The organism is Streptomyces sp. NPDC058198, from assembly GCF_042882605.1.
Lineage (GTDB): Bacteria > Actinomycetota > Actinomycetes > Streptomycetales > Streptomycetaceae > Streptomyces.
This window is the reverse complement of record NZ_JBHVVP010000005.1, coordinates 439,407-462,504: the sequence shown is the minus strand read 5'-3', so window position 1 is coordinate 462,504 and position 23,098 is coordinate 439,407. Positions and strand designations below refer to the sequence as shown.

Sequence of the window (23,098 nt, the reverse complement as noted above, 5' to 3'; positions counted from 1 at the left end):
GCCCGGCTCACCGCGAGCCGGGCGCTCCTATTTCTTGCTGCCCGTGAACTGCTCGTACGCCGCGACGACCTCCGCCGCGGGACCGTCCATCCGCAGCGTCCCCGACTCCAGCCACAGCGCCCGGTCGCAGGTCTCGGTGATCGTCTTGTTGCTGTGGCTGACGAGGAAGACCGTGCCGGCCTCCTCGCGCAGTTCGGTGATGCGCTCCTGGCTGCGCCGCTGGAACCTCGCGTCACCGGTGGACAGCGCCTCGTCGATCAGCAGGACGTCATGGCTCTTGGCGGCGGCGATCGAGAAACGCAGCCGGGCGCCCATGCCCGAGGAGTACGTCCGCATCGGCAGGGAGATGAAGTCGCCCTTCTCGTTGATTCCGGAGAACTCCACGATGTCGTCGTAGCGGGTACGGACCTGCTCGCGCGACATGCCCATGGCGAGCCCGCCGAGGATGACATTGCGCTCGCCGGTCAGGTCGCCCATCAGCGCCGCGTTGACCCCCAGGAGCGAGGGCTGCCCCCGGGTGAAGACCTTGCCCTCCGTAGGAGGCAGCAGCCCCGCGACGGCCTTGAGCAGCGTCGACTTGCCGGAGCCGTTGGAGCCGATCAGACCGATCGCCTCGCCCTTGTACGCGACGAAGCTGACGCCCTTCACGGCGTGCACCTCACGCACTCCGGGCGCCGCCCGCCGCGAGACGATCCGGCTGAGGGCGGAGGTGGCACTGCCCCGGCCGCCGCGCGTGCCGTGCACCTGATAGGTGATGTGGACCCCGTCGACGACGACGGTGGGGATGCGGTCAGCCACGTCCGTACTCCTCCTCGGCCTTCCAGAAGAACAGGAATCCGCCCACCCCGACGAGCAGCGCCCAGCCGACGGCGACGGCCCAGATGTGCGGGGGCAGCCGGCTGTCGGTGAAGCTGTCGATGAGGGCGAAGCGCATCAGGTCGATGTAGACGGCGGCCGGGTTGCACTCCAGGGCCACCGCGACGGCATGCGGCAGCCGCCCGCCGCCGACGACCTTGTCGACGCTCCACATCACGCCGGACACGTACATCCAGGTGCGCAGGACGAAGGGGGTCAGCTGGGCGATGTCAGGGGTCCTGGCGGCCAGCCTCGCCACGATCATCGAGAGCCCGGTGTTGAACAGCGCCTGGAGGGCCAGGACGGGCACCACCAGCAGCCAGCCGGGTCCGGGGTACTGCCCGAAACAGACCAGGATCACGGCCAGCGCGCCCATGGAGAACAGCAGCTGCTGGAGCTGCTGGAGGGCGAGCGCGACCGGCAGGGCGGCGCGCGGGAAATGCAGTGCCCGTACGAGCCCGAGGTTGCCGGAGATCGCACGGGTGCCCGCCGTGACGGAACTGGAGGTGAAGGTCCAGATGAAGACGCCCGTCACCAGGAACGGGATGAAGTCGGGGACGCCGTCCTTGGTGCGGAGCAGCACACCGAAGATGAAGTAGTAGACCGTCGCGTTGAGCAGCGGGGTCATGATCTGCCAGATCTGGCCGAGCTTCGCCTGGCTGTACTGGGCGGTCAGCCGGGCGGTGGCGAAGGCGGTGACGAAGTGCCGCCGCGACCAGAGCTGCCGGACATAGACGGGCAGCGAGGGACGGGCTCCGCTTACGGTCAGTCCGTGCCGGGCGGCGAGGGCGCCGAGGTCCGTCACGGATGCCGGCGCGGTCACGGGCGCGGGCTCCACGGCCGGTGGGGGCTTTGCGATCTGGCTCACAGGTGGCCCTTTCGACGGTGGCCGGTACGGCGCCGAGGATGGAACGGGTCCGTATCGTCGCTACGTCGAGGGTAGATCTGTCCCACGTCGAAACGCAACCGTGTCGTCGTGACGTCGGCGTGCGGCTATGCTCGGTGCCCATGACCACGGACCCGCGCACCTCACGCCGCGTCCCCGCGGGAGCCGCCGTGCTCCGGGAGGACGTGACCGACGCCATCCGCACGGCCGTCTTCGAGGAGCTGGCCGCGGTCGGCTTCGCCCGGATGTCCATCGAGGGCATCGCGCGCCGGGCCGGGGTCGGCAAGACCGCCGTCTACCGCCGCTGGAAATCCAAGCTGGCGCTGGTCCTCGATCTGGTCTCCGCCTTCGCGGCCCAGGGACTGCCCGCCCCCGCGACGGGTTCGCTGTACGGCGATGTGCGCGCCCTGCTCGAAGTGGCCTCGCACGCCCTGCGCCACCCGGTGGCCTCGCAGGTCATCCCGGACCTGCTGGTGGAGGCGGCCCGTAATCCCGAGATCTCCGACGCGATCAAGGCGGCGCTGCTGGACGGGCAGCGGGGCATCGCCGCCGTGATCGTCCGCGAGGCGGTCGAGCGCGGTGAGCTTCCCGAGGGCGCGGACCCCGACCGGGCCCTGGATCTGATCGTCGGACCGCTCTACTGGCGGCTGGTGGTCGTGCGGAGCGACCTGCCCGAGGGGTATCTGGACGATCTGGCGGCCTCGGCCGTCGCGGCGCTCGGCCGAAGCTGAGGGTGAGGCTGAGGCTGAGGGTGAGGGCCCGCCGTCACCGAGGCCGAGGGCCCGCCGTCACGCACAAAGCCGGAGAGGACCGGCCGTCACGCGACCGATCCTCCCCGGCTGTTCCCACAGGCTGTGCCGGATGGCTACTTGACGGCTCCCGCCATCGCACCCGTGACGAACTGCCGCTGGAACGCGAAGAACACGACCAGCGGAATCACCATCGAGACGAAGGCGCCGGGCGCCAGGACATCGATGTTGTTGCCGAACTGCCGTACCTGCTGCTGGAGTGCGACAGTGATCGGCGGGTTCTCGGAGTCCGCGAAGATCAGCGCGACCAGCATGTCGTTCCAGACCCAGAGGAACTGGAAGATGCCGAGCGAGGCGATGGCGGGACCGCCGAGCGGCATCACGACACGCGTGAACAGCCGGATCTCGCCCGCCCCGTCGAGCCGGGCGGCCTCCAGCAGCTCCCTCGGGATCTCCGCGAAGAAGTTCCGCAGCAAAAAGATCGCGAAGGGCAGACCGAAGGCGACGTGGAAGATGACCACGCCGAAGGTCGTCTCGAAGATGCCGATGGAGCCGAACAGCTTCGAGACCGGGACCAGTGCGACCTGTACGGGGACCACCAGCAGCCCGACGACCACCAGGAACCACCAGTCGCGGCCGGGGAACTCCATCCAGGCGAAGGCGTATCCGGCGAGCGAGCCGATCACCACGACCAGGAGCGTTGCGGGGACGGTGATCATGATCGTGGAGAACAGCGAGTTGGTGATGGTTTCGTTGTCGAGCAGCCGCGAGTAGTTCTCGGTGGTCAGCTGGGCGGGGGCGGAGAAGACCTTCCACCAGCCGCTCGCGCTGATGTCCGAGGGGTCGCGCAGCGAGGAGACCAGCAGTCCGAGTGTCGGCATCAGCCAGAAGAGGCCGACCAGGATCAGGAAGACCTGCATCGCACCGCCGCCCAGACGGGCCGCGATCCGGCCCGCCAGGGACTGCTTCGCCTTGACCGCACCGTCGTTCGTGGTCATCGGCGAGTCTCCCTTCGCATCCTGCGGACGTTGAACAGCATCACCGGAATCACCAGCAGGAGCAGCAGTACGGCGATGGCGCTGCCGACCCCGAGATCCGCGTCCGTGCCGAACGACGAGCGGTAGAGCTGGAGCGCCAGCACATTCGCGTCGTCCTGGGACGACCCCGGCGCGATGATGAAGACCAAGTCGAAGATCTTCAGGACATTGATCATCAGCGTGACCATGACGACCGCGAGAACCGGTGCCAGCAGCGGCACGGTGACCCGGCGGAAGACCTGCCACTCATTGGCGCCGTCCATCCGGGCGGCCTCCATGAGTTCACGCGGCACACTCGCCAGACCGGCCGCGATCAGCACCATCGCGAACCCTGCCCACATCCACAGATAGCTGCCGATGATGGCCGGGGTGACCAGCGAAGGGCCGAGCCAGTCCACGCCGTTGTACGGCTCGCGGAAGTTCTCCGCGGGCAGTCTGAGCTGGGCGCCGTCGGCCGCCGCCGGCAGGCTGAACGTACCGTCCGCGCCCGCCGTCGCGGAGGCCACGACCTTGCCGTCCTTGACCGCCTCCACCTTGATGCCCTTGAGACCGAGCTCCTTGGCGTCGACGACATTGGGCTTTCCGCCGCCGCCCTTGGTGAAGTCCAGCCAGGCGGTACCGGTGACCCGGCCGTCCTCCGGCTTCGCGGCCTTCGCCGGCTGCGCGTCGGACGGCATCAGCGCCGGCGCCACACCCACCAGCGGCAGCTGGACCTCGGTGCCCGCGCTCACGGGCTCCTTGGTGACGAACGCGCCGCCGCCCTCCGCCTTGAGCGGATGGACGGGCAGCGGGTGCGCCTTGGGGTAGCCCGCCGACTCGTTGAACGTGTCGTGCACGCTCACCGAGACCGCGTTGGCGATACCGCGCTCCGGGTCCTGCTCGTACACCAGCCGGAAGATGATGCCCGAGGCCAGCATCGAGATCGCCATCGGCATGAAGACGATCAGCTTGAAGGCCGTGCCCCAGCGCACCCGTTCGGTGAGCACCGCGAAGATCAGACCGAGCGCCGTGGCGACGGTGGGCGCCACCACCACCCAGATCGCGTTGTTCTGGACCGCGGTGAGGATGGTGTCGTCGGTGAAGATCTCGACGTAGTTGTCGAGCCCGGCGAAGCCGTCGCCCGACTTGTCGAAGAAGGACCGGTAGACCGAGAACCCGATCGGGTAGACCACGAGCGCGCCCAGCAGCACCAGCGCGGGCAGCAGAAAGCCGGCCGCGATGTACTTACGTGTGCCCGTCACGCTCTTGCGTTTGCCTGTGTTGACGGGGGACACCGGTCCGGTGCCCCCCGTGGCCGCCGACTTCACCCGTCAGCTCTGGTACGCCTTGGCCGCGGCCTGCTCCAGCTGCTGCTGGGCACCCGCCACGTCCTTCGGGTTCTTCAGGAAGTCCTGGAGCGCCTTCCACTCGCCCTTGCCGGGCGTACCGCCGAACGACTGCGGCATCTGGTCCGACATGTCGAAGCGGAAGTCGTCGCCCGCGGCGATCAGCGCCTTGGCGATGTCACGCTGGACGTCGTTCGGGTACGAGGCGACGTCCAGGGACTTGTTCGGCGAGACGAAGCCGCCCGCCTCTGCCCAGATCTTCGCGGCGTCCGTGGACGCCAGGAAGGTCAGCAGCGCCTGCGCGCCCTTGGTGTCCTTGAGCGCCACGGCCGCGTCGCCACCCGTCACCACGGGGGAGTCGGTGCCGACCGCCGGGAACGGGAAGACCTTGGCGTCCGTACCGATCTTGGCCTCGGTCTGCGCGATGTTGACGCCCACGAAGTCACCCTCGAAGACCATCGCGCCCTTGGGCTGGTCGCCGCCGGTGAAGGTCTGGGTGACGGACGCGGGGAACTCCGTCTGGAGCGCGCCGTCGGCGCCGCCCGCGATCAGGCTCTGCTTGCCGAAGAGCTGGCCGAGCGTGGTCAGGGCGTCCTTCACGGAGCCGTCGGTCCACTTGATCTCGTGCTTGGCCAGCTGGTCGTACTTCTCCGGGCCCGCCTGGGAGAGGTAGATGTTCTCGAACCAGTCGGTGAGGGTCCAGCCGTCCGCGCCGCCGACCGAGACCGGGGTGACGCCCGAGGCAGAGATGGTCTCGGCCGTCGTCAGGAAGTCCTTCCAGGTCTTCGGGACCGCGGCGCCCGCGTTCTCGAACGCGGCGTTGTTGTACCAGACCAGCGACTTGTTGGCGGCCTTGAAGTACACGCCGTACTGCGTGCCGTCCACCGCGCCGAGGTCCTGCCAGCCCTTGCCGTAGTTCTTCTCGAGCTGGGCCTTCGCCTCGGCTCCGGCCGGCTTGGCCCACTTCTTCGCCACGGCCTGCTGGATGGCGCCGACCTGCGGGAGCATCGCCACGTCGGGCGGGCTGCCACCAGCTATTTTCGTGCCGAGGAAGTTGACGATCGGGTCCTGCGCGGGGACGAACGTGACCGTCGCTCCGGTGCGCTTCTCGAACTCGGTCAGGACCTTGGTGAAGTTCTCCTGCTCGGGTCCGGTCCAGACGGCCGCGACCTCGATCTTCTCCCCGTTCAGTTTGGGGAGCTGGACGCTGGTCGCGGGCTCTTTGCTCGCGCCCGCGTCCTTGTCCTTGGTGTCGTTCGAGTCGCCACCGCAGCCGGTGAGGGCCATGGCACCGACGGCGACGATCGCCACGGCGGCCCTACGGGAGCCGAGCGCTGCCCTGCCGTTACCAAGAGCCTTACCTGCTGTGCGAGTTGTGCGCATTACTGCCCCGTCTCTTCCCGTGCGCGTACGGATCTACGCATGCGGGACCGGCGACGCGGCCGTGACGTGGCGGCGCTGCTCTCGTCCCGTGCGCACAGTCCTACGCCGGGTACCCGGGTGCCGCAATACCGTTTTAGGTGTCAACTCAATGATCGTGATGGGCTCGTGACGTGGCACGACGGGACGTAAGGGGATCTTCAGGGGTGAGCCGGGGTCAGCGGTGCAACCGGTACGGCGTCGACGGAACGGGCAGCGCGCTCCAGCGCGCTGGCGAGCAGTGCGAGATCCGTCGGGCCGTTGCCGAGCTCCCGGACCGGGCGGCGGGCCGGCGGATCGCCCATCCGCTCCCACTCCAGCGGCACCACGGTGGGCCGCAGGGTCGCCGTACGCGGAATGCGGCCCGTGACGCGGCCGCCCTGGAACGGGGTCACCCGGCCGTCCGGATGGCCGAGACGGCCCCGGCCGGGCGCCGGGTCGTCCGGGGCGGGCGCGGCGGCCGGCGCGTCCAGCACGACCCGCAGCCGGGCGCCCTGTGCCAGCTCCGTGTCGACCGTACGGTCCGGGCGGGCCGAGGTCGCCACCAGATGCACGCCCAGGCGCTCACCCTCGCGGGCAACGGCCTCCAGGGCCCGTACGACGGAACCGGCCGCCGGCCGCCCCGGACTGCCGAGCGCCGGCGCGACTAGCGCGTCGAAGTCGTCGACGAGCACGACGAGCCGGGGGAGGGGCGCGGGCCCCTGCTCCTGCTCCGCACGGGCCGAGGTGGTCCTGAGCCTGAGGGTGCCGCTGATGGGCGACTCCAGGTCGCCGCGCTGCTCGCCGCGCCGGTCGCCCGGCTGCTGGTCAGCGCGGGACTGATCGGGACGGAGCTGGTCCGTGCGGAGGTGGACGGTGCGTGACTCGCCCCGCCGGCCGGCCCGTTGCTCGGCGGCGCTCGGCGGGCGCTGGCCGATCATCCGGTCCGACACCTCCTGCCGGCTGTGCCACTCGGCGAAGTCGAGCCGCCCCAGCAGCTCGGCCCGCCGCTTGAGCTCGGCCCCCAGCGCCTGGGCGAACTGCCGCATCCTGACCGGGTCGGAAGCGATCAAATGCTCGGTGACATGCGGCAGTTCCGTACAGGCGGACAGGCCCTCGCCGCGCTCGCCCCCGGCGCCGTCGACCAGCAGCAGCCCCAGCCGGTCGGGCCGGCCCGCGGCCGCCAGCGAGGCGGCCACGGAGCGCAGCAGTTCCGTACGGCCACTGCCCGCGGGCCCCTCGATCAGCAGATGCGGGCCCTCTTCCGTCAGATCGACGCTGACCGGGCCACGCGGCCCGGAGCCGAGCACCGCCGTGCAGTCCCCGGTACGGTCGGCGACGGACGCCCAACGCGCCATCAGGGACGCCGGGGTGGCCCGGGCAAGACCCAACTCGTCGAGCAGCCTGGCCGATTGCGGCAGCGCGGCGGCGGGACGCCCCTGGCTGCTTCCCGCGGCGGCGGTGCGCAGCGGCGCCAGCGCCCGCCCGAAACGCTCCGCCCAGGCCGGCGAGACCGCGTCCACCACGGCGACCGTGCCATGCCCGGCGGGCTGTCCCACCGCCGTACGCAGCAGCCGCAGCGCGGTGGCCACATCGCCGCTCAGCAGGGCGACGGCCCCGCACTCGCGGAAGGGGAGCGAGGCCGCGCACGCCGCCTCATAGGTCGCGGCGACCGGGGAGAGGGGGGAGGCGGCCGGGGTCTCGGCGAGACAGAGGAGATGGATGCCCGCGGCGGCGCCGACGCCGGCCAGCCGCGCCGTCGTCTCGCGCAGCGCGGCGGAACCGGGATCGCCGTCGACGATCACCACCGTGTACGGCCCGTCGTGGCGGGCGGCGGCCTCCGCGACGGCCGCGGGCGCGGCCGAGGCCCAGCCGGGGCCCAGCGGTCCGTCGTCCAGCCGGCGGGTCAGCTCGGCGGTCCTGGCGCCCGCCTGGTCCCGGTCGTAGGCGAGCAGCAGCCGGCAGTCCTGGCCGTGGGCGGGCCGCACCTGCGGCAGCCAGCCGAGCCAGCCCCACTCCTGCCTGCGCTGCTCCAGGCTCCTCGCCCGGTCGGAACTGATCAGCACGATCTCCAGATCGGCGGGGGAGTGCAGCGCGGCGAGCTGGGCCACGACCGATCTGGCCAGCCCGGCCAGCCGCTCCCTGGGGCCGGCCAGACCGAGTGAACCGGCCTCGCGCAGTCCGACCGTCACCGGCACGGCGGGCAGCGCTCCCGCGCCGCCGGAGGCCGGGCGGTCCGCGGTGCCCAGCCGGACGACGAGCGCCTCGGCGTGCGAGCGGTCCCGCTCCCACAGCCGGGGGCCGGGACCGAGGGCCGTCAGCAGCACCGCGGCCGGATCCGGCCAGGTGTCCGGGCGGGGGGCGCGGCCGGCGCCCCCGGCGGCGTGCCGGGGGCCGGGGAGGGTCTCGGGGAGGTCCTCGCCACGGCTTCCGGTGAGCCGCCGCGCCCAGGCGCCTATGCCGCCCCGCCGCCGGGCCGCGGCGTCGAGCGGCTCCGGCCCGTCGGAGGGCGTCCCGTGCGCTCGCGCTCCGGAGGTCCTGCTGTGCGGCTGGGGGCCGTCGTCGGCCGGTCCGCCGCCCGCGTGTGACGCGGCGCCGTCCGCCGGATCCTGCGCGGCCGTCCTGGTGTGTATCCGGTCAGGGTCGCCGGCCACGGGCGAGCGGCCGCCGAAGTGCGTGTCGGCGATATTCCGGGAATCGGCGCTGCGGGGGTCGGGCACGCGCGGCGGGCTGCCCGGCGTGCTGCTGCCGTACTGGAGGCCCGGGGCGGGTCCGTACGACTGGACCGTGCGGCCCTCGGGGCGGCCCTGGGCCTCCCCGGCCGGGGCCGTACCCGGTCCGCCGGCGCCCTGCGCGCCCGGCCCGTGGGCGGCGCTGTCCGTGCCGTACGCGCCCGCCGTGGAACCTCCGGTGCCGCGGTCCCGGTCCTGGGCGCCGCCCTCGGTGGCGTACGGGACAGGCCCCGGGCCGTCCGCGCCCGGCCGGACGATCCGCAGATGGCCCTCGCCGTCCGGGGCTGTCGCCAGCGCGGCCGTACGGTCGCCCGCGGTGAGCCGGAGCGCGGACTCGCCGAGCCGCAGCAGCGCGCCGGGGGCCAGGCGGACCGGCCTGTCGCCCACCTCGGCGCCCTCCAGCACCGTGCCGTTCGTGGAGCCGAGGTCCGCGACCGAGACCCGGCCGTCCTCGGCGACCGTCACCGCGCAGTGGAGCCGCGAGACATCGGGGTCGTCCAGGGGGACATCCGCGTCGGCGGAGCGGCCGATCCTGATCTGCCCGCCGTGCAGCAGATGGACACCGCCCGCGTCGGGGCCCGCGACCACATGGAGCTGGGCCGGGGCGTCGTCCTCGGCGGGAGCGTCGTCCTCGCCGGGGACCTGGAGGGAGAGCACCGCTCCGTCGAGCAGCGGCGGCTCGCCCAGGGCGCAGCGCTGTGCGTCGAGCCGCTCCCGGCCGGCGTACAGGACGACGGCGCTGGAGGCGTCAGGTCCCGAGGCGGCGGTGGCGAGGCCGGAGGCGACGGCGGCGAGCGCCGTCCCGGCCGGGGCGGTGACGAGCACGTCGCACGCGCGCCCGGCGGCATGGCCGCTGCGCGGCGCGAGGACGGTCAGCCGGATCTGCATCGCCGTCAGCGGTCCCTTCATGCGCGGGGTGCCCGGCAGAGGAAAAGCCCTGTGATTCCCCCCACCACGCACCGACGCGTCGTCCGGTACAGGTCGGCACGGACGGTGCGGCCCCCCACCGCACACCTCCCGCGCTGGGGGCATCCTCGCACCTGACACTGACAACACGCCCGGGGGTTCTCAATAAATGATCTTGAATGGTCGGCTGTGGGGGTAAAAGTGCCTGCTTGGGTTCTGCTTCCACGCGCCTCGGGACCGTCCGGGACGCCCCGGACGAGGCCGTTCGGCAACCAACCGCACGACGCGGGCGTCTTTCTTCCGAACCCGACCGGCGTGTACCTGAAGATGACAGACCGGTGTTTCGTCCGGCCGGTCTACAGTTGGTCGGGGATCCCGAGCCCGGGACCATGAGGAGACCACGACCAGCAGGGAGCGCATGACGTGCGGCCGGTAGGCAGCAAATACCTGCTCGAGGAGCCGCTCGGACGCGGCGCCACGGGCACCGTCTGGCGAGCCCGCCAGCGCGAGACCGCGGGCGCCGAGGCGGCCGTGGCCGGTCAGCCCGGCGAGACCGTCGCGATCAAGGTCCTCAAGGAGGAGCTGGCGAACGACGCGGACGTGGTGATGCGCTTCCTGCGCGAGCGCTCCGTCCTGCTCCGCCTCACCCACCCCAATATCGTGCGTACCAGGGACCTGGTCGTCGAGGGCGATCTCCTCGCGCTCGTCATGGACCTGGTCGACGGTCCCGACCTGCACCGCTATCTGCGCGAGAACGGCCCCTTCAGTCCGGTCGCGGCGTCCCTGCTGACCGCGCAGATCGCGGACGCGCTCGCCGCCAGCCATGCCGACGGCGTCGTGCACCGGGACCTCAAGCCCGCCAACGTCCTACTGAAGAACGACGGCGAGCGGCTGCACCCGATGCTCACCGACTTCGGTATAGCGCGCCTCGCGGACTCCCCGGGCCTGACCCGTACGCATGAATTCGTCGGTACCCCGGCCTATGTCGCGCCGGAGTCCGCCGAGGGCCGCCCGCAGACCTCCGCCGTCGACATCTACGGCGCCGGCATCCTGCTGTACGAGCTGGTCACGGGGCGCCCCCCGTTCGCCGGCGGGTCGGCTCTGGAGGTGCTCCACCGCCATCTCAGCGAGGAGCCCCGCCGCCCCAGCACCGTGCCCGAGCCGCTGTGGACGGTCATAGAGCGCTGCCTGCGCAAGAACCCGGACCAGCGGCCCAGCGCCGAGAACCTCGCCCGTGGCCTGCGGACCGTCGCCGCCGGTGTCGGCGTGCACTCGACGCCCGCCCAGGTCGACGCCGCGCTCGGCGTCGGCGCGCTGCTCGCCCCTGACCCGGCGCCCGCGCCGGTGCCCGAGACACCGGGCGCCGCCGACCTGACGCAGGTCCTGCCGGGCAACGCGGGCTCCTACGACCCCAACGCGGCGACCAGCGTCATGCCCTCCACCGGCCCCGGCGGCCACGGATCCGGCCCGGGCGCCGACCCGACCTCGGTCATGCCGCCCGTACCGCCGCGCCCCGGCGGACAGCCGGAGCCCGAGGGCCCGCACCCCTGGCAGGGCCAGCTGCAGGCCGCTCGCGACCGCAACGAGCAGACCCAGGTCCAGTACCTCGACCCGAACCAGGACCCGCTGCGCCGACGTCCGCAGCGGCCGCAGGGCCCCCGGCAGCCGCAGCAACAGCCGCCGCAGCAGCAGCCCGGGCGCCAGCAGCAGCGGCCCCAGCGGCAGCCCCAGCAGCCGTACGCGCCGCAGCCTCAGCAGCGGTATGCCCCGGCGCCTCAGCAGCAGCAGTACGCGCCGCCGCAGCCGCAGCAGCCGGACCGTCGACAGCAGCGCGAGCCACGCCCGCCCAGGCAGCGCAGCGCGAATCCGATGCGGATCCCCGGCCTGGGCTGCCTCAAGGGCTGTCTGTTCACGCTCGTCCTGTTCTTCGTCGCCGGCTGGCTCATCTGGGAGCTGACCCCGCTCCAGGACTGGGTCGACCAGGGCACGAGCTACTGGACCATGATCGGTGACACGATCTCGAAGGTGACGAACTGGTTCTCGGAGCTGGGCAGTTCGAACTCGGCAAATTGATCTTCCGGGGGTGGTCCGGGGGGAAAGCGACCCCCCAGACCGTTATATTTCCCCCGTGGAGGTGAGGGCCGGCGCCAACCGGGGCACGGAACACCCCGATACCCGCGTACTTTGATGGGCAACGCCAGCCGCTGAGGGAGCAGTCTTGGCACGGAATATCGGCAGCCGGTACACCGCCCATCAGATTTTGGGGCGGGGCAGCGCCGGCACGGTGTGGCTCGGCGAAGGGCCCGAAGGCCCCGTCGCCATCAAGCTGTTGCGCGAGGACCTCGCGTCCGACCAGGAGCTCGTCGGGCGCTTCGTCCAGGAGCGCACCGCCCTGCTCGGTCTCGACCACCCCCGGGTGGTCGCCGTCCGCGATCTCGTCGTGGACGGCAATGACCTGGCGCTCGTCATGGAGCTGGTCAGAGGCACGGATCTGCGCACCCGGCTGGACCGCGAGCGCCGGCTCGCCCCCGAGGCGGCGGTCGCGATCATCGCCGACGTCGCCGACGGTCTCGCCGCCGCACACGCCGCGGGGGTCGTCCACCGCGACGTCAAGCCCGAGAACATCCTGCTCGACATGGAGGGCCCGCTCGGCCCCGGCGGCGCGCACCCCGCCCTGCTCACCGACTTCGGTGTCGCGAAGCTGATCGACACCCCGCGGCGCACCAAGGCCACCAGGATCATCGGCACCCCCGACTATCTGGCGCCCGAGATCGTCGAAGGCCTGCCGCCGCGTGCAGCGGTCGACATCTACGCGCTGGCCACCGTTCTGTACGAGCTGCTCGCCGGCTTCACCCCGTTCGGCGGCGGCCACCCCGGAGCCGTACTGCGGCGCCATGTCACCGAGTCCGTCGTCCCACTGCCCGGCATCCCCGAGGAGCTGTGGCAGCTCCTGGTCCAGTGCCTGGCGAAGGCCCCGGCCTCCCGGCTGCGCGCCTCGGAGCTGGCGGCCCGGCTGCGCGAACAGCTGCCGCTCCTCGCGGGCATCCCCCCGCTGGACGTGGACGAGCCCGACGCGGAGCCGGCGGAGCAGCCGTACGAGGATCCGCGTCCCGCCGGCCACGAGGAGCCGCGCCGCCGCGGGGCGGTCCCGCTCGTGCCCGGCCCCGCCCCGGACTCCAACCGGGACACCCATACGAGCATGCGCGTCCCGGCCCCCGACGAACTGGCGGGCGGCGCCCGCGGCACGGCCCGCGCGCCCCGCTCCCCCGGCCAGCGCCGACCGGGATCGGCCCGCCACAAGGCGGGGGCGGTCCGCAAGCGCCGTATCACCCTGGGGGCGGCGACGGTCCTGCTGATCGCGGCCCTGGGCGTGGGCGGCTGGCTGGCCACAAGCAGCGACGGCACGGACGAAGCCCCTCAGGACTCCAAGCAGACAACCTCCCCAGTGCCGTAGCCGCCCGGCCGCCCGTCTCCACGACCGCCGGCGAGTGAGCCGAGCACGGTCGACTGTCGACATTGGCATAGAGCGCCCCGGAGGCGAACCGAGCCCCCAAAAGAGGGGGTGCGTGAGCCGAAGGGGCGGGCCGCCGTCGAAGGGGAGAACGAGCCCCCGTCTCCACGACCGCCGGCGAGTGAGCCGAAGGGGCGCGCCGCTGTCGAAAGGGAGAACGCGCACAGGCCCCGAGGAACGAGGGGCCGAGCACGATCGACCGTCGACAGTGGCTTAAAGCGCCCCGGAGGCGAACCGAGCCCTTAAAAAAATGGTGGTGGCCGGGTTCCTTCGCTCAGCCGTTACGCTGGACCCGTGGCAGTCGTCGATGTATCCGAAGAGCTCAAGTCCCTCTCCTCGACCATGGGGTCGATCGAGGCCGTCCTGGACCTCGACAAGCTGAGGGCCGACATCGCCGTGCTCGAGGAGCAGGCCGCGGTCCCGTCCCTCTGGGACGACCCGGATGCGGCGCAGAAGATCACCAGCAAGCTTTCGCACCTGCAGGCCGAGGTCCGTAAGACCGAGGCGCTGCGCGGGCGTATCGACGACCTGGAAGTGCTCTTCGAGCTGGCCGAGGCCGAGGACGACGCGGACACCCTCGCCGAGGCCGAGTCCGAGCTCGTGTCGGTGCGGAAGGCGCTGGACGAGATGGAGGTCCGTACGCTCCTCTCCGGCGAGTACGACGAGCGCGAGGCGCTCGTCAACATCCGCGCCGAGGCGGGCGGCGTCGACGCCGCGGACTTCGCCGAGCAGCTCCAGCGCATGTATCTGCGCTGGTCCGAGCGGCACGGCTACGGCACCGAGGTCTATGAGACGTCGTACGCGGAAGAGGCCGGCATCAAGTCGACCACCTTCGTCGTCAAGGCGCCGTACGCCTACGGCACGCTCTCCGTGGAGCAGGGCACCCACCGCCTGGTCCGTATCTCGCCCTTCGACAACCAGGGCCGCCGGCAGACCTCCTTCGCGGGGGTCGAGGTGCTCCCGGTCGTCGAGTCCAGCGACCATGTCGAGATCGACGAAACCGAACTGCGCGTGGATGTCTACCGCGCCTCGGGCCCCGGCGGACAGGGCGTCAACACCACCGACTCCGCGGTCCGGATCACGCATATCCCGACCGGCATCGTGGTCTCCTGCCAGAACGAGCGCTCCCAGATCCAGAACAAGGCGAGCGCCATGAACGTCCTCCAGGCGAAGCTGCTCGAACGCCGCCGCCAGGAGGAGCAGGCCAAGATGGACGCCCTCAAGGGCGACGGCGGCAACTCCTGGGGCAACCAGATGCGTTCGTACGTCCTGCACCCGTACCAGATGGTCAAGGATCTGCGGACGGACTTCGAGGTGGGCAATCCGCAGGGAGTGCTCGACGGCGAGATCGACGGTTTCCTCGAGGCCGGAATTCGCTGGCGCAAGCAGCAGGAGAAGTAATTTCGCGCTTTGTCGACAAGGGAACTGCCGCCTGTGGGGCGGCAGTTCCCTTTTATGTCACAGTTGCGTGCCCGCCGGCGGACAACTGACGCGTTTTCGGTCATCGCACGCGCAACGACCTTGACGGGTATCTCAAAACTCGGAATGGTGGCGCGTGGCATGCGTATTTCTGGGGCGCGTGCGACCGGGGGCGGAGCACACGGACCCCCAGGGCCGCTGCCCCGGACGCTGCACCAATGACGAATGAGCTACTGGGGGTAGCAAGCAGATGACCAAGAAGACGCGGATCCGCGTAGCGCGCATAGCGGCCGGCGCGGTGATCGCCGCGGGTGCTTCGCTGACCGCCGCGGGCGCCGCTCAGGCCGCCGGTATCGGCGTGTCCGTCGAGACCGGCCTGGTCGACGTCGGTCTCGGTATCGGAAATGACGACGGTGGCGCCGACGCCGGCCAGGACGGCGGCGGCGACCCGGGTGGGGTCGACGGCGGCACGGACGCCGGCCAGGACGGCGGCACGGACGCGGGCCAGGACGGCGGCACCGATGCCGGCCAGGACGGCGGCACGGACGCCGGTCAGGTTGGCGGCACCGACGCGGGCCAGGACGGTGGCACCGATGCCGGCCAGGTCGGCGGTACCGACGCGGGCCAGGTCGGCGGCACGGACGCCGGTCAGGTTGGCGGCACCGACGCGGGCCAGGACGGTGGCACCGATGCCGGCCAGGACGGCGGCCAGGACGGTGGCACGGATGCCGGCCAGGACGGCGGCACTGACGCGGGTCAGGACGGCGGCCAGGACGGTGGCACGGATGCCGGCCAGGACGGCGGCCAGGACGGTGGCACCGACGCGGGCCAGGACGGCGGCCAGGACGGCGGCACCGACGACGGTGCCGGCACCTGCACCGTCGACCTCGACGGCGCCGAGTGCGCCGACAACACCGACACCGACAGCGCCGGCTCCCAGCCGGTGCAGCAGGGTGCGGCCAAGGAGGAGCTGGCTGAGACCGGCGCCGCCGAGACCTCGTTCCTGCTGATCGGTGCGGCGACCATGATCGCGGGTGGCATCGGCTTCCGGATGCTGCCGCGTCTGGTCGGCGGTGGCCGTACCGCCGTCTGACCACGGGCGCGTACGACACGTAGTACCCAGTACGACACGTAGCACCCAGCACGTAGTACGACCTGTAGGACCCAGCACGTAGGACGACCCGTACCTCACGTGCGGAAGGGCCCGGACGCTCCACCAGCGTCCGGGCCCTTCTCTGTGCACATGTGCGGGGTGGGTGTTACGCGGGCTGGTGTGCCGCCACCAGCGCCACCGCCGCCACCAGCAGGACCAGCAGCGTCAGCAGAGCCACCGGGCTCAGGCCTCCCAGGGGGCCCTGCTGCTGGAGACGCTCTCTGTGGGCGCGGCAGACGCGGCACCTGCCTTCGCTGACAGGTCCCGCGCAGTTGGCGCACACCAATCGGTCGTAGGTCATGCGCATTCCTCCTCACCGCGCGGCGGAGCCGCTTCAGTGTCTCTCCGCTCAACGCTCGGGGGAACACGACCGTTCCCCCTACCACTGTGCCAGTTCCCGGCGGTTTCGGCGCGGCCGACCGGATTCCGTACGGCCCGGCAGGGGTGGCGACCGCCCGGCATCCGTGATAAATCGCCCAAGCCCGGCGTTCGGTCCCGGACGCGGACTGCGCACTCCTGTCGGGTTCGCGTAATGTCTCGCTCACCTACTCCCGGCCGACCGTGGTGCATCCGTGATCCGATTCGACAATGTCTCCAAGACCTACCCGAAGCAGAACCGCCCCGCCCTGCGTGACGTCTCCCTCGAAATCGAGAAGGGAGAGTTCGTCTTCCTGGTCGGTTCGTCCGGTTCTGGGAAGTCGACCTTCCTGAGACTGCTCCTCCGCGAAGAACGCACCAGCCATGGCATGGTGCATGTGCTCGGCAAGGACCTCGCGCGCCTGTCCAACTGGAAGGTGCCGCAGATGCGCCGCCAGCTCGGCACGGTCTTCCAGGACTTCCGGCTGCTGCCGAACAAGACCGTCGCGGAGAACGTGGCGTTCGCGCAGGAGGTCATCGGCAAGTCCCGCGGCGAGATCCGCAAGTCCGTCCCCCAAGTCCTCGATCTTGTCGGCCTCGGCGGCAAGGAGGACCGGATGCCCGGCGAGCTGTCCGGTGGTGAGCAGCAGCGCGTCGCCATCGCGCGGGCCTTCGTCAACCGCCCCATGCTGCTGATCGCGGACGAGCCGACCGGCAACCTCGACCCGCAGACCTCCGTGGGCATCATGAAGCTGCTGGACCGCATCAACCGCACCGGCACCACCGTCGTGATGGCGACCCACGACCAGAACATCGTCGACCAGATGCGCAAGCGCGTGATCGAGCTCGAGAAGGGCCGTCTGGTGCGCGACCAGGCGCGCGGCGTCTACGGCTACCAGCACTGAGCATCGAAAGCTGAAAGGACGCCATGCGCGCCCAGTTCGTCCTGTCGGAGATCGGCGTCGGTCTCCGCCGAAATCTCACGATGACCTTCGCCGTCATCGTCTCCGTAGCCCTCTCGCTCGCCCTGTTCGGCGGCGCGCTGCTCATGCGCGAGCAGGTCAGCCTGATGAAGGACTACTGGTACGACAAGGTCAATGTCTCGATCTTCCTCTGCAGCAAGAACGACGCGACGACCACACCCAAGTGCGCCAAGGGCGCCGTCACGAGCGTGCAGCAGAAGCAGATCGAGACCGATCTGAAGAAGATGGACAGCATCGTCGACACCGTCCACTTCGAGACGGCCGACCAGGCGTACAAGCACTACCGGGAGCAGTACGGCGACACTCCGATCGCCAGCACGATCACCCCGGACCAGATGCAGCAGTCCTTCCGCGTCAAGCTGAAGGACCCCGAGAAGTACCAGGTGGTGGCGACCGCCTTCGCGGGACGGGACGGCGTCCAGTCCGTCCAGGATCAACGCAACATCCTGCAGAACCTCTTCGATCTGATGAACGGCATGAATGTCGCCGCGCTCTGCGTGATGGCGCTGATGCTGGTCATTGCGCTGATGCTGATCGTGAACACCGTTCGCGTATCAGCGTTCAGCCGACGGCGAGAGACCGGGATCATGCGGCTCGTCGGCGCCTCCAGCTTCTATATCCAGATGCCGTTCATCATGGAGGCCGCGTTCGCCGGACTGATCGGCGGTGCGGTGGCCTGCGCGATGCTGATCCTCGGCCGCTACTTCCTGATCGACAACGGCCTTGCCCTGGCGGACAAGATGGAGCTGGTCAACTTCATCGGCTGGGACGCGGTGCTCGCGAAGCTCCCGTTGGTGATCGCCATCGGGCTGCTGATGCCCGCCGTGGCCGCCTTCGTCGCGTTGCGCAAGTATCTCCGGGTGTGACAAGTACCCCTGGCGTCGTCTCGACAAGCACCGTTCGGCTGCCAGGGGTTGTCCTAGACTCAACGCCATGTCGGGCTCCGAGTCGCACCACAGCGCCCGCGGTTTCCGCCGCGGGGCGGCCCTGACATTGGTCTTCGCGAGCGTGCTCGCCACGGCCGCGGCGACGAACTCCCTGCCGGGCGCCGACGAGAAGCCGCGCCGCGTGCCCACGCGTTCCGTGGCCTCGACGGTCGACAGCGACGATGTCACGAGGGCCGCCGCCGAGGCCATGGCCGACGGCAAGTCCGGCGCGGACGCGGCCGAGGAGGTCGTCAGCCGCAGCGGTGACCGCTGGGGCGCGGTCTACGACAAGCGGGAGTACGAGGAGTTCGAGCAGGCCCTCGACGGTGAGTACACCGGCGTCGGGCTCTCGGCCAGGCGCACCGCGGACGCTCTGATCGAGGTGGTCAGGGTCCAGCCGGGCGGCCCCGCGGAGAAGGCCGGCATCAGGTCCGGCGACACCATCCGGGACATCGACGGAAGCGGCGTCGCCGAGCGGCCCGTCACCGAGGTCATGGCGCTGCTGCGCGGCGACTCCGCGCGCGCGAGGACCGGCGCCACCGTCGTCGGCACCTCGGTCGTCCTGGGGCTGGAGCGGGACGGGTACCGCTGGACTCTGAGCCTGCGCCGGGCCAGGCTCGCCACCGAATCCGTCATGGTCGACTCGATCGGCGGCGACACGCTGCGGATCAGGGTCGACTCCTTCACCAAGGGGACGGGCAAGCGGGTACGGGACGCGGTCCTGGACGCCCCCCGGGGCGCCGGTGTCCTGCTCGATCTGCGGGGCAATGGCGGCGGGCTGGTCACCGAGGCGGTCACCGCCGCCTCCGCCTTCCTCGACGGCGGTCTCGTCGCCACGTACGACATACGGGGCGAGCAGCGCGCCCTGTACGCGGATCCCGGCGGTGACACCGACCGGCCCGTGGTGGTGCTGGTCGACGGTGGCACGATGAGCGCAGCCGAGCTGGTCACCGGCGCTCTGCAGGACCGCGGCCGGTCCATCACTGTCGGCTCCCGCACCTTCGGCAAGGGCTCGGTCCAGATGCCGAGCCGACTGCCCGACGGCTCCGTCGCCGAGCTGACCGTCGGCCACTACCGCACACCGGCCGGCCATGGCGTGGACGGCCGTGGTGTCACTCCGGATCTGCTGGTGAGCGAGCGCGCCGAGGAGCGGGCGCGGACCGTACTGAGCGGCCTCGGGGGCACGCCGTAAAGAAGTTGCGCCGAGGTGCGAAAATGGCGGGACTATGGCTAAGGAAACAGGGCGCAAACTGATTGCGCAGAACAAGAAGGCCCGGCACGATTACCACATTCTCGACACCTACGAGTGTGGGCTCGTGCTGACCGGTACCGAGGTGAAGTCGCTCCGTCAGGGACGGGCCTCGCTGGTGGACGGCTTCGTCCAGATCGACGGGCACGAAGCGTGGCTGCACAACGTGCATGTGCCCGAGTACAGCCAGGGGACCTGGACCAACCACACCGCCCGGCGCAAGCGCAAGCTCCTGATGCACCGGCTCGAGATCGACAAGCTGGAGTCCAAGTCGCAGGAGACGGGTCACACGATCGTGCCCCTGTCCCTGTACTTCAAGGACGGCCGGGCCAAGGTCGAGATCGCGCTGGCGCGGGGCAAGAAGGAGTTCGACAAGCGCCAGACGCTGCGGGAGAAGCAGGACCGGCGCGAGACGGACCGCGCGGTCTCGGCGGTGCGGCGGCGGCAGCGGGCCTGACCCGGCGGAATAAGCTGGCACCGTCGTGCGTTTGTCACGTACGATGGCACTCGCACCTCACGGCGGTTACCCGCTCGAAAATGAGCACCGCCCGATGGGTGTCTAATTCAATAGTGGCAAAAACATGGGGATGATCGGTTTCGACAGCGGATGTCGAAGCAGGGGAAGCGAGCCGAGGAAGCGGCAATGATCTCGTTAACCATATGTCGCAAACTATAATCGCCAATTCTAAGCGCGATTCCTCCGCCTTCGCACTTGCTGCCTAATTAGCAGCTAGCGAAGACTCTGCGGAGTGTCAGCCCGGGGCTGTTCCCGACCCGGATCCTGGCATCAGCTAGGGGACTAAACCTCTGAGCCCGGTCACGGGGCCCGGAGGGAAATCAAACAGTGACTGAGCCCGTCGGAGACTTGTCCGCGAGATCTCCGGGGCCGAGAAAATCACAGCGGACTGCGCTCGGAGAAGCCCTGGTTCTGCACCGTTGGACGCGGGTTCGATTCCCGCCATCTCCACAATTCCCATGTTCGCGGTAAACGAAGGCCCCGCTGCCCTGGCAGCGGGGCCTTCGTCGTGCCCGGCCGCTTTCTCAGCCGACACCGGGCGCCCTGCGGATGAGGCGTGAGGCCGCGACGGCTGTCAGCAGGGCGAGGATCGCGGCGCAGAGCGGAATGACGTACCCGTAGGCGGGGTCGGTGCGTTCCACGGTCCAGCCGCCGGCCGCCGAGCCGGCCGCGATACCGGCCAGCAGGGCGGTGACCGCCAGGGTCATTCCCTCGTTCAACCGGCTCTCGGGGGTGAGCCGCTGGACGAGCGTCATCCCCGTCACCATCGTCGGAGCGGTCGCGGCGCCCGCGACCAGCAGTCCGCAGGCGAGCAGGGGCAGCGACCCCGACGACCCCGACGCGGCCGCGAGCAGCGGCAGCGTCAGCAGCGCCGACATCCCGGCGAGGCAGAGCACCAGCCGGCGGACGATGCGGCGGGCGGGGCGCAGGGAGCCGAGCAGCAGGCCCGCTCCGCACGACCCCGCGGCCTGGAGCGCGAGCACCAGCCCGGACCAGGCCTGATGTCCGCGGTCGTCCGCGAAGGCGATCGTGACGACCGAGGTCGAGCCGAAGACCGCGCCCGTGGCGAGGAAGACGGCGAGGAGCGCGGTCAGCGCGGGCGAACGCATCGGGGCGCGTGACGCTTCCGTACGGCCGCTGGCGGGCGGCTCGGTGGAGCGCTGCGCCGCGAAGATCAGTACGCCGGTCAGCAGCAGGATCGCGCCGGTCAGGGTGCCCGCCTCGGGAAAGAGCGCGGTGCACAGGAAGGCCGCGATCACCGGGCCCAGCATGAAACAGAGTTCGTCGGCGGCCTGTTCGAAGGAGTTGGCGGTGTGCAGGGCCGCCGCGTTCGCGGGTGTGGCCGCCTTCGGGGCCGCCTCCGCCTCGCGATGGAGATGGGCCCAGCGGGCGCGGGACATACCGCCGAGGTTCGGGGTGGTGGCGGTCGCGGCGTACGCGGCGAAGAGCGTCCAGTCGGGGGCGCCGTAGCGTACGCACAGCAGCAGGACGAGCGAGCCGAGCGCGGCGAGCGCGGTGGCGGGCACGGCGATACGGGCCTGTCCGTACCGGTCGATGAGCCGCGCGGTCCACGGCGCGACCAGGGCGGTGACGACGAGACCGGTGGCGGTGACGGCGCCGGCGAGCGCGTACGAGCCGCGCGATCCGGCGATCATGATCACCGCGCTCACGCTGAACATCCCCATCGGGAGCCGGGCGAGGAGATTGCCCGCGGTGAAGGCGCGGGCGCCGGGGATCGCGAAGAGCCGGGCGTACGGGTTGGTGCGGGTGCGGGTGCGGGTGCGGGTGCGGGTGCGGCGCGGTCCGGGCGTGTGGCCGGGGTCGAACCGCGGCGCCAGGACCAGGGTGTCGCCCGTGACGGTCATCAGCGGAGGGTCGGGTGAGTGCGGCATGGCTTCACCCTCCTCGCCCGCCGCGCTCCCGGTCCAACACCTGATCCGTGGCCATTCACGCGGCCGTGTTGTGAAACGTGGCGGTCCCCGGGTTGAATACGGCGTGCCCCGAGACATCGATCCCCGGCTGCTGCGCGCCTTCACCGCCGCCGCGGAAGAGCTGCACTTCACCCGCGCCGCCGCCCGGCTGTACATCGCTCAGCAGGCCCTCAGCCGTGACATCCGCCGGCTGGAACGGGAGCTGGGCGCCGACCTGTTCGTACGGACCACCCGGCAGGTGACGCTGACGGCGGACGGCGAGCGGCTGCTGCCGTACGCCCGGCGGGTGCTGGCGGCCCAGGACGAGCTGCTGGCCGCCTGCGCGGGCGAGGAGCGACCGCTTCTCGTCGACCTCAACAGCGAGGGCATGGTGTCGGGGCGGGTGCTGGCCCGGGCCCGCGAACTCGCCCCGCGACACGAGCTGATGGCCCGCTTCGAGAGCGGTCTCACCGGCGCCGCGGCCGCGATCCTCGCCGGCCGGCTCGATGCCTCCTTCGGCTACTTCGAGGGGCTCACTCCCGCGTTGCGCTCCGGGCTCTCGCGCCAGCTCGTGCGCTACGAGCCGATGGCCGTGCTGCTTCCGTACGACCACCCCCTGGCCGAGCGCGCCGAGGTGCCGCTCGACGCACTCGCCGGCGAGTACGTGTACGCGGGGGCGGGCAATCCGGGGACCGTGGAGTGGACGGAGCTGGCGCGGCAGCTCTTCGCGGGGCGCTCCATCGAGGTGGCCCCGCCGGCGCCGATGGCGGTGGGGGCGGAGGAATTCCGGCGGGTGATGGAGAAGCACCGCACGCCGGTGCTCGCCGTACTGGATTTTCCCGCGATGCCGGGCGCGGTGCTGCGTCCGCTCGTCGACCCCGTACCCCTGTCACCGCTGTCCCTGGTGTGGCGCAAGGGACCGAATCACCCTGGAGTCGCGGCCCTGCGAGCCGCCGCGGCCGGACTCGCCGCCGAGGAAGGATGGCTGGAGCGTCCGCCCGGGAGCCGGCTTCATACCACCGTCACTCCTTCGATGCACAGCAACCCCTGAAGCAGAACTCGGGCGTCGTCGGCGTGCGCTACATTCTTGGTCCGGGTGCGGTGTGGTAGGGGGCGTTCGGTTCGGGTGGGGGCCCGGTCGACGGCATATCCGGCCAGCCGTATGCGCACCCAATACTGTCAGTG

At 71.0% G+C, this 23,098-nt stretch carries 18 protein-coding genes and 1 other RNA gene; 11 read left to right on the top strand and 8 right to left on the bottom strand.

All coding sequences use genetic code 11. The features are described 5' to 3' along the window. Window positions 1-27 precede the first annotated feature (27 nt). Window positions 28-798, bottom strand: coding sequence for an ABC transporter ATP-binding protein (locus ACFVWW_RS21020; RefSeq protein WP_386877699.1), 771 nt, complete (start codon window positions 796-798; stop codon window positions 28-30). Continuing rightward, the gene (locus ACFVWW_RS21015; RefSeq protein WP_384189197.1) at window positions 791-1,678 is read right to left on the bottom strand and encodes an ABC transporter permease; all 888 of its coding nucleotides are present in this window, start codon (window positions 1,676-1,678) and stop codon (window positions 791-793) included. Before ACFVWW_RS21015 ends, ACFVWW_RS21020 begins: the two co-directional genes overlap by 8 nt. A gap of 185 nt (window positions 1,679-1,863) precedes the next feature. On the opposite strand from ACFVWW_RS21015, the gene ACFVWW_RS21010 reads away from it, so the two are divergent. Further along, on the top strand, window positions 1,864-2,472 hold the full coding sequence (locus ACFVWW_RS21010; RefSeq protein ID WP_384335933.1) for a TetR/AcrR family transcriptional regulator: 609 nt from the start codon (window positions 1,864-1,866) through the stop codon (window positions 2,470-2,472). Between the two features lie 134 nt (window positions 2,473-2,606). Here the strand turns inward: ACFVWW_RS21010 and ACFVWW_RS21005 are convergent, their stop codons facing one another. The 4 genes from ACFVWW_RS21005 to ACFVWW_RS20990 form a co-directional block, all read right to left on the bottom strand. After that, window positions 2,607-3,488: a carbohydrate ABC transporter permease gene (locus ACFVWW_RS21005; RefSeq protein WP_384189201.1), complete on the bottom strand. Its 882-nt coding sequence runs from the start codon at window positions 3,486-3,488 to the stop codon at window positions 2,607-2,609. Continuing rightward, complete coding sequence (locus tag ACFVWW_RS21000) at window positions 3,485-4,834, bottom strand: carbohydrate ABC transporter permease (protein ID WP_384189203.1); 1,350 nt, start codon at window positions 4,832-4,834, stop codon at window positions 3,485-3,487. The genes ACFVWW_RS21005 and ACFVWW_RS21000 overlap by 4 nt, the downstream gene beginning before the upstream one ends. A gap of 3 nt (window positions 4,835-4,837) precedes the next feature. Continuing rightward, window positions 4,838-6,139, bottom strand: coding sequence for an ABC transporter substrate-binding protein (locus tag ACFVWW_RS20995; protein WP_384336001.1), 1,302 nt, complete (start codon window positions 6,137-6,139; stop codon window positions 4,838-4,840). Window positions 6,140-6,432: 293 nt separating this feature from the next. Then, complete coding sequence (locus tag ACFVWW_RS20990; RefSeq protein WP_386877734.1) at window positions 6,433-9,870, bottom strand: FHA domain-containing protein; 3,438 nt, start codon at window positions 9,868-9,870, stop codon at window positions 6,433-6,435. A gap of 441 nt (window positions 9,871-10,311) precedes the next feature. On the opposite strand from ACFVWW_RS20990, the gene ACFVWW_RS20985 reads away from it, so the two are divergent. From ACFVWW_RS20985 to ACFVWW_RS20970, 4 genes are all read left to right on the top strand, one after another. After that, entirely contained in the window at window positions 10,312-11,961 is a 1,650-nt protein-coding gene (locus ACFVWW_RS20985; RefSeq protein ID WP_386877698.1) for a serine/threonine-protein kinase, read from the top strand. 145 nt (window positions 11,962-12,106) lie between these two features. After that, complete coding sequence (locus ACFVWW_RS20980) at window positions 12,107-13,342, top strand: protein kinase (RefSeq protein ID WP_386877697.1); 1,236 nt, start codon at window positions 12,107-12,109, stop codon at window positions 13,340-13,342. Window positions 13,343-13,693: 351 nt separating this feature from the next. Then, on the top strand, window positions 13,694-14,800 hold the full coding sequence (prfB, locus tag ACFVWW_RS20975; RefSeq protein ID WP_386877696.1) for a peptide chain release factor 2: 1,107 nt from the start codon (window positions 13,694-13,696) through the stop codon (window positions 14,798-14,800). 268 nt (window positions 14,801-15,068) lie between these two features. Further along, on the top strand, window positions 15,069-15,911 hold the full coding sequence (locus ACFVWW_RS20970; protein WP_386877695.1) for a hypothetical protein: 843 nt from the start codon (window positions 15,069-15,071) through the stop codon (window positions 15,909-15,911). A gap of 166 nt (window positions 15,912-16,077) precedes the next feature. On the opposite strand, the gene ACFVWW_RS20965 is transcribed toward ACFVWW_RS20970, so the two are convergent. Continuing rightward, window positions 16,078-16,272: a hypothetical protein gene (locus tag ACFVWW_RS20965; RefSeq protein WP_384189211.1), complete on the bottom strand. Its 195-nt coding sequence runs from the start codon at window positions 16,270-16,272 to the stop codon at window positions 16,078-16,080. 271 nt (window positions 16,273-16,543) lie between these two features. Here ACFVWW_RS20965 and ftsE point away from each other — a divergent pair, with 271 nt between their 5' ends. The 5 genes from ftsE to ssrA all read left to right on the top strand — a co-directional run bounded on the left by ftsE (window position 16,544) and on the right by ssrA (window position 20,456). Further along, window positions 16,544-17,233: a cell division ATP-binding protein FtsE gene (gene ftsE / locus ACFVWW_RS20960; protein WP_360174845.1), complete on the top strand. Its 690-nt coding sequence runs from the start codon at window positions 16,544-16,546 to the stop codon at window positions 17,231-17,233. A gap of 23 nt (window positions 17,234-17,256) precedes the next feature. Continuing rightward, complete coding sequence (gene ftsX, locus ACFVWW_RS20955; protein WP_384189213.1) at window positions 17,257-18,177, top strand: permease-like cell division protein FtsX; 921 nt, start codon at window positions 17,257-17,259, stop codon at window positions 18,175-18,177. A 67-nt stretch (window positions 18,178-18,244) separates the two neighbouring features. Then, the gene (locus tag ACFVWW_RS20950; RefSeq protein ID WP_386877694.1) at window positions 18,245-19,429 is read left to right on the top strand and encodes a S41 family peptidase; all 1,185 of its coding nucleotides are present in this window, start codon (window positions 18,245-18,247) and stop codon (window positions 19,427-19,429) included. 34 nt (window positions 19,430-19,463) lie between these two features. Continuing rightward, window positions 19,464-19,943, top strand: a complete 480-nt coding sequence (gene smpB, locus ACFVWW_RS20945; RefSeq protein ID WP_384189217.1) for an SsrA-binding protein SmpB — start codon at window positions 19,464-19,466, stop codon at window positions 19,941-19,943. Window positions 19,944-20,069: 126 nt separating this feature from the next. Continuing rightward, window positions 20,070-20,456: a transfer-messenger RNA gene (gene ssrA / locus ACFVWW_RS20940) on the top strand. A gap of 71 nt (window positions 20,457-20,527) precedes the next feature. On the opposite strand, the gene ACFVWW_RS20935 is transcribed toward ssrA, so the two are convergent. Further along, window positions 20,528-21,895: an MFS transporter gene (locus ACFVWW_RS20935; RefSeq protein ID WP_386877693.1), complete on the bottom strand. Its 1,368-nt coding sequence runs from the start codon at window positions 21,893-21,895 to the stop codon at window positions 20,528-20,530. A 103-nt stretch (window positions 21,896-21,998) separates the two neighbouring features. Between ACFVWW_RS20935 and ACFVWW_RS20930 the strand changes: the two genes are divergently transcribed. After that, on the top strand, window positions 21,999-22,964 hold the full coding sequence (locus ACFVWW_RS20930) for a LysR family transcriptional regulator (protein WP_386877692.1): 966 nt from the start codon (window positions 21,999-22,001) through the stop codon (window positions 22,962-22,964). Window positions 22,965-23,098 lie beyond the last annotated feature (134 nt).

What these genes read in the sequence shown, in the direction of transcription:
- smpB (WP_384189217.1), top strand. Translation starts at nt 19,464, where the DNA reads ATGGCTAAGGAAACAGGGCGCAAACTGATTGCGCAGAACAAGAAGGCC.
- ftsX (WP_384189213.1), top strand. Translation starts at nt 17,257, where the DNA reads ATGCGCGCCCAGTTCGTCCTGTCGGAGATCGGCGTCGGTCTCCGCCGA.
- ACFVWW_RS21010 (WP_384335933.1), top strand. Translation starts at nt 1,864, where the DNA reads ATGACCACGGACCCGCGCACCTCACGCCGCGTCCCCGCGGGAGCCGCC.
- ACFVWW_RS20935 (WP_386877693.1), bottom strand. Translation starts at nt 21,895, where the DNA reads ATGCCGCACTCACCCGACCCTCCGCTGATGACCGTCACGGGCGACACC.
- ACFVWW_RS20970 (WP_386877695.1), top strand. Translation starts at nt 15,069, where the DNA reads ATGACCAAGAAGACGCGGATCCGCGTAGCGCGCATAGCGGCCGGCGCG.
- ACFVWW_RS20990 (WP_386877734.1), bottom strand. Translation starts at nt 9,870, where the DNA reads ATGCAGATCCGGCTGACCGTCCTCGCGCCGCGCAGCGGCCATGCCGCC.
- ACFVWW_RS20965 (WP_384189211.1), bottom strand. Translation starts at nt 16,272, where the DNA reads ATGACCTACGACCGATTGGTGTGCGCCAACTGCGCGGGACCTGTCAGC.
- ACFVWW_RS20995 (WP_384336001.1), bottom strand. Translation starts at nt 6,139, where the DNA reads ATGGCCCTCACCGGCTGCGGTGGCGACTCGAACGACACCAAGGACAAG.
- ACFVWW_RS21005 (WP_384189201.1), bottom strand. Translation starts at nt 3,488, where the DNA reads ATGACCACGAACGACGGTGCGGTCAAGGCGAAGCAGTCCCTGGCGGGC.
- ACFVWW_RS20950 (WP_386877694.1), top strand. Translation starts at nt 18,245, where the DNA reads ATGTCGGGCTCCGAGTCGCACCACAGCGCCCGCGGTTTCCGCCGCGGG.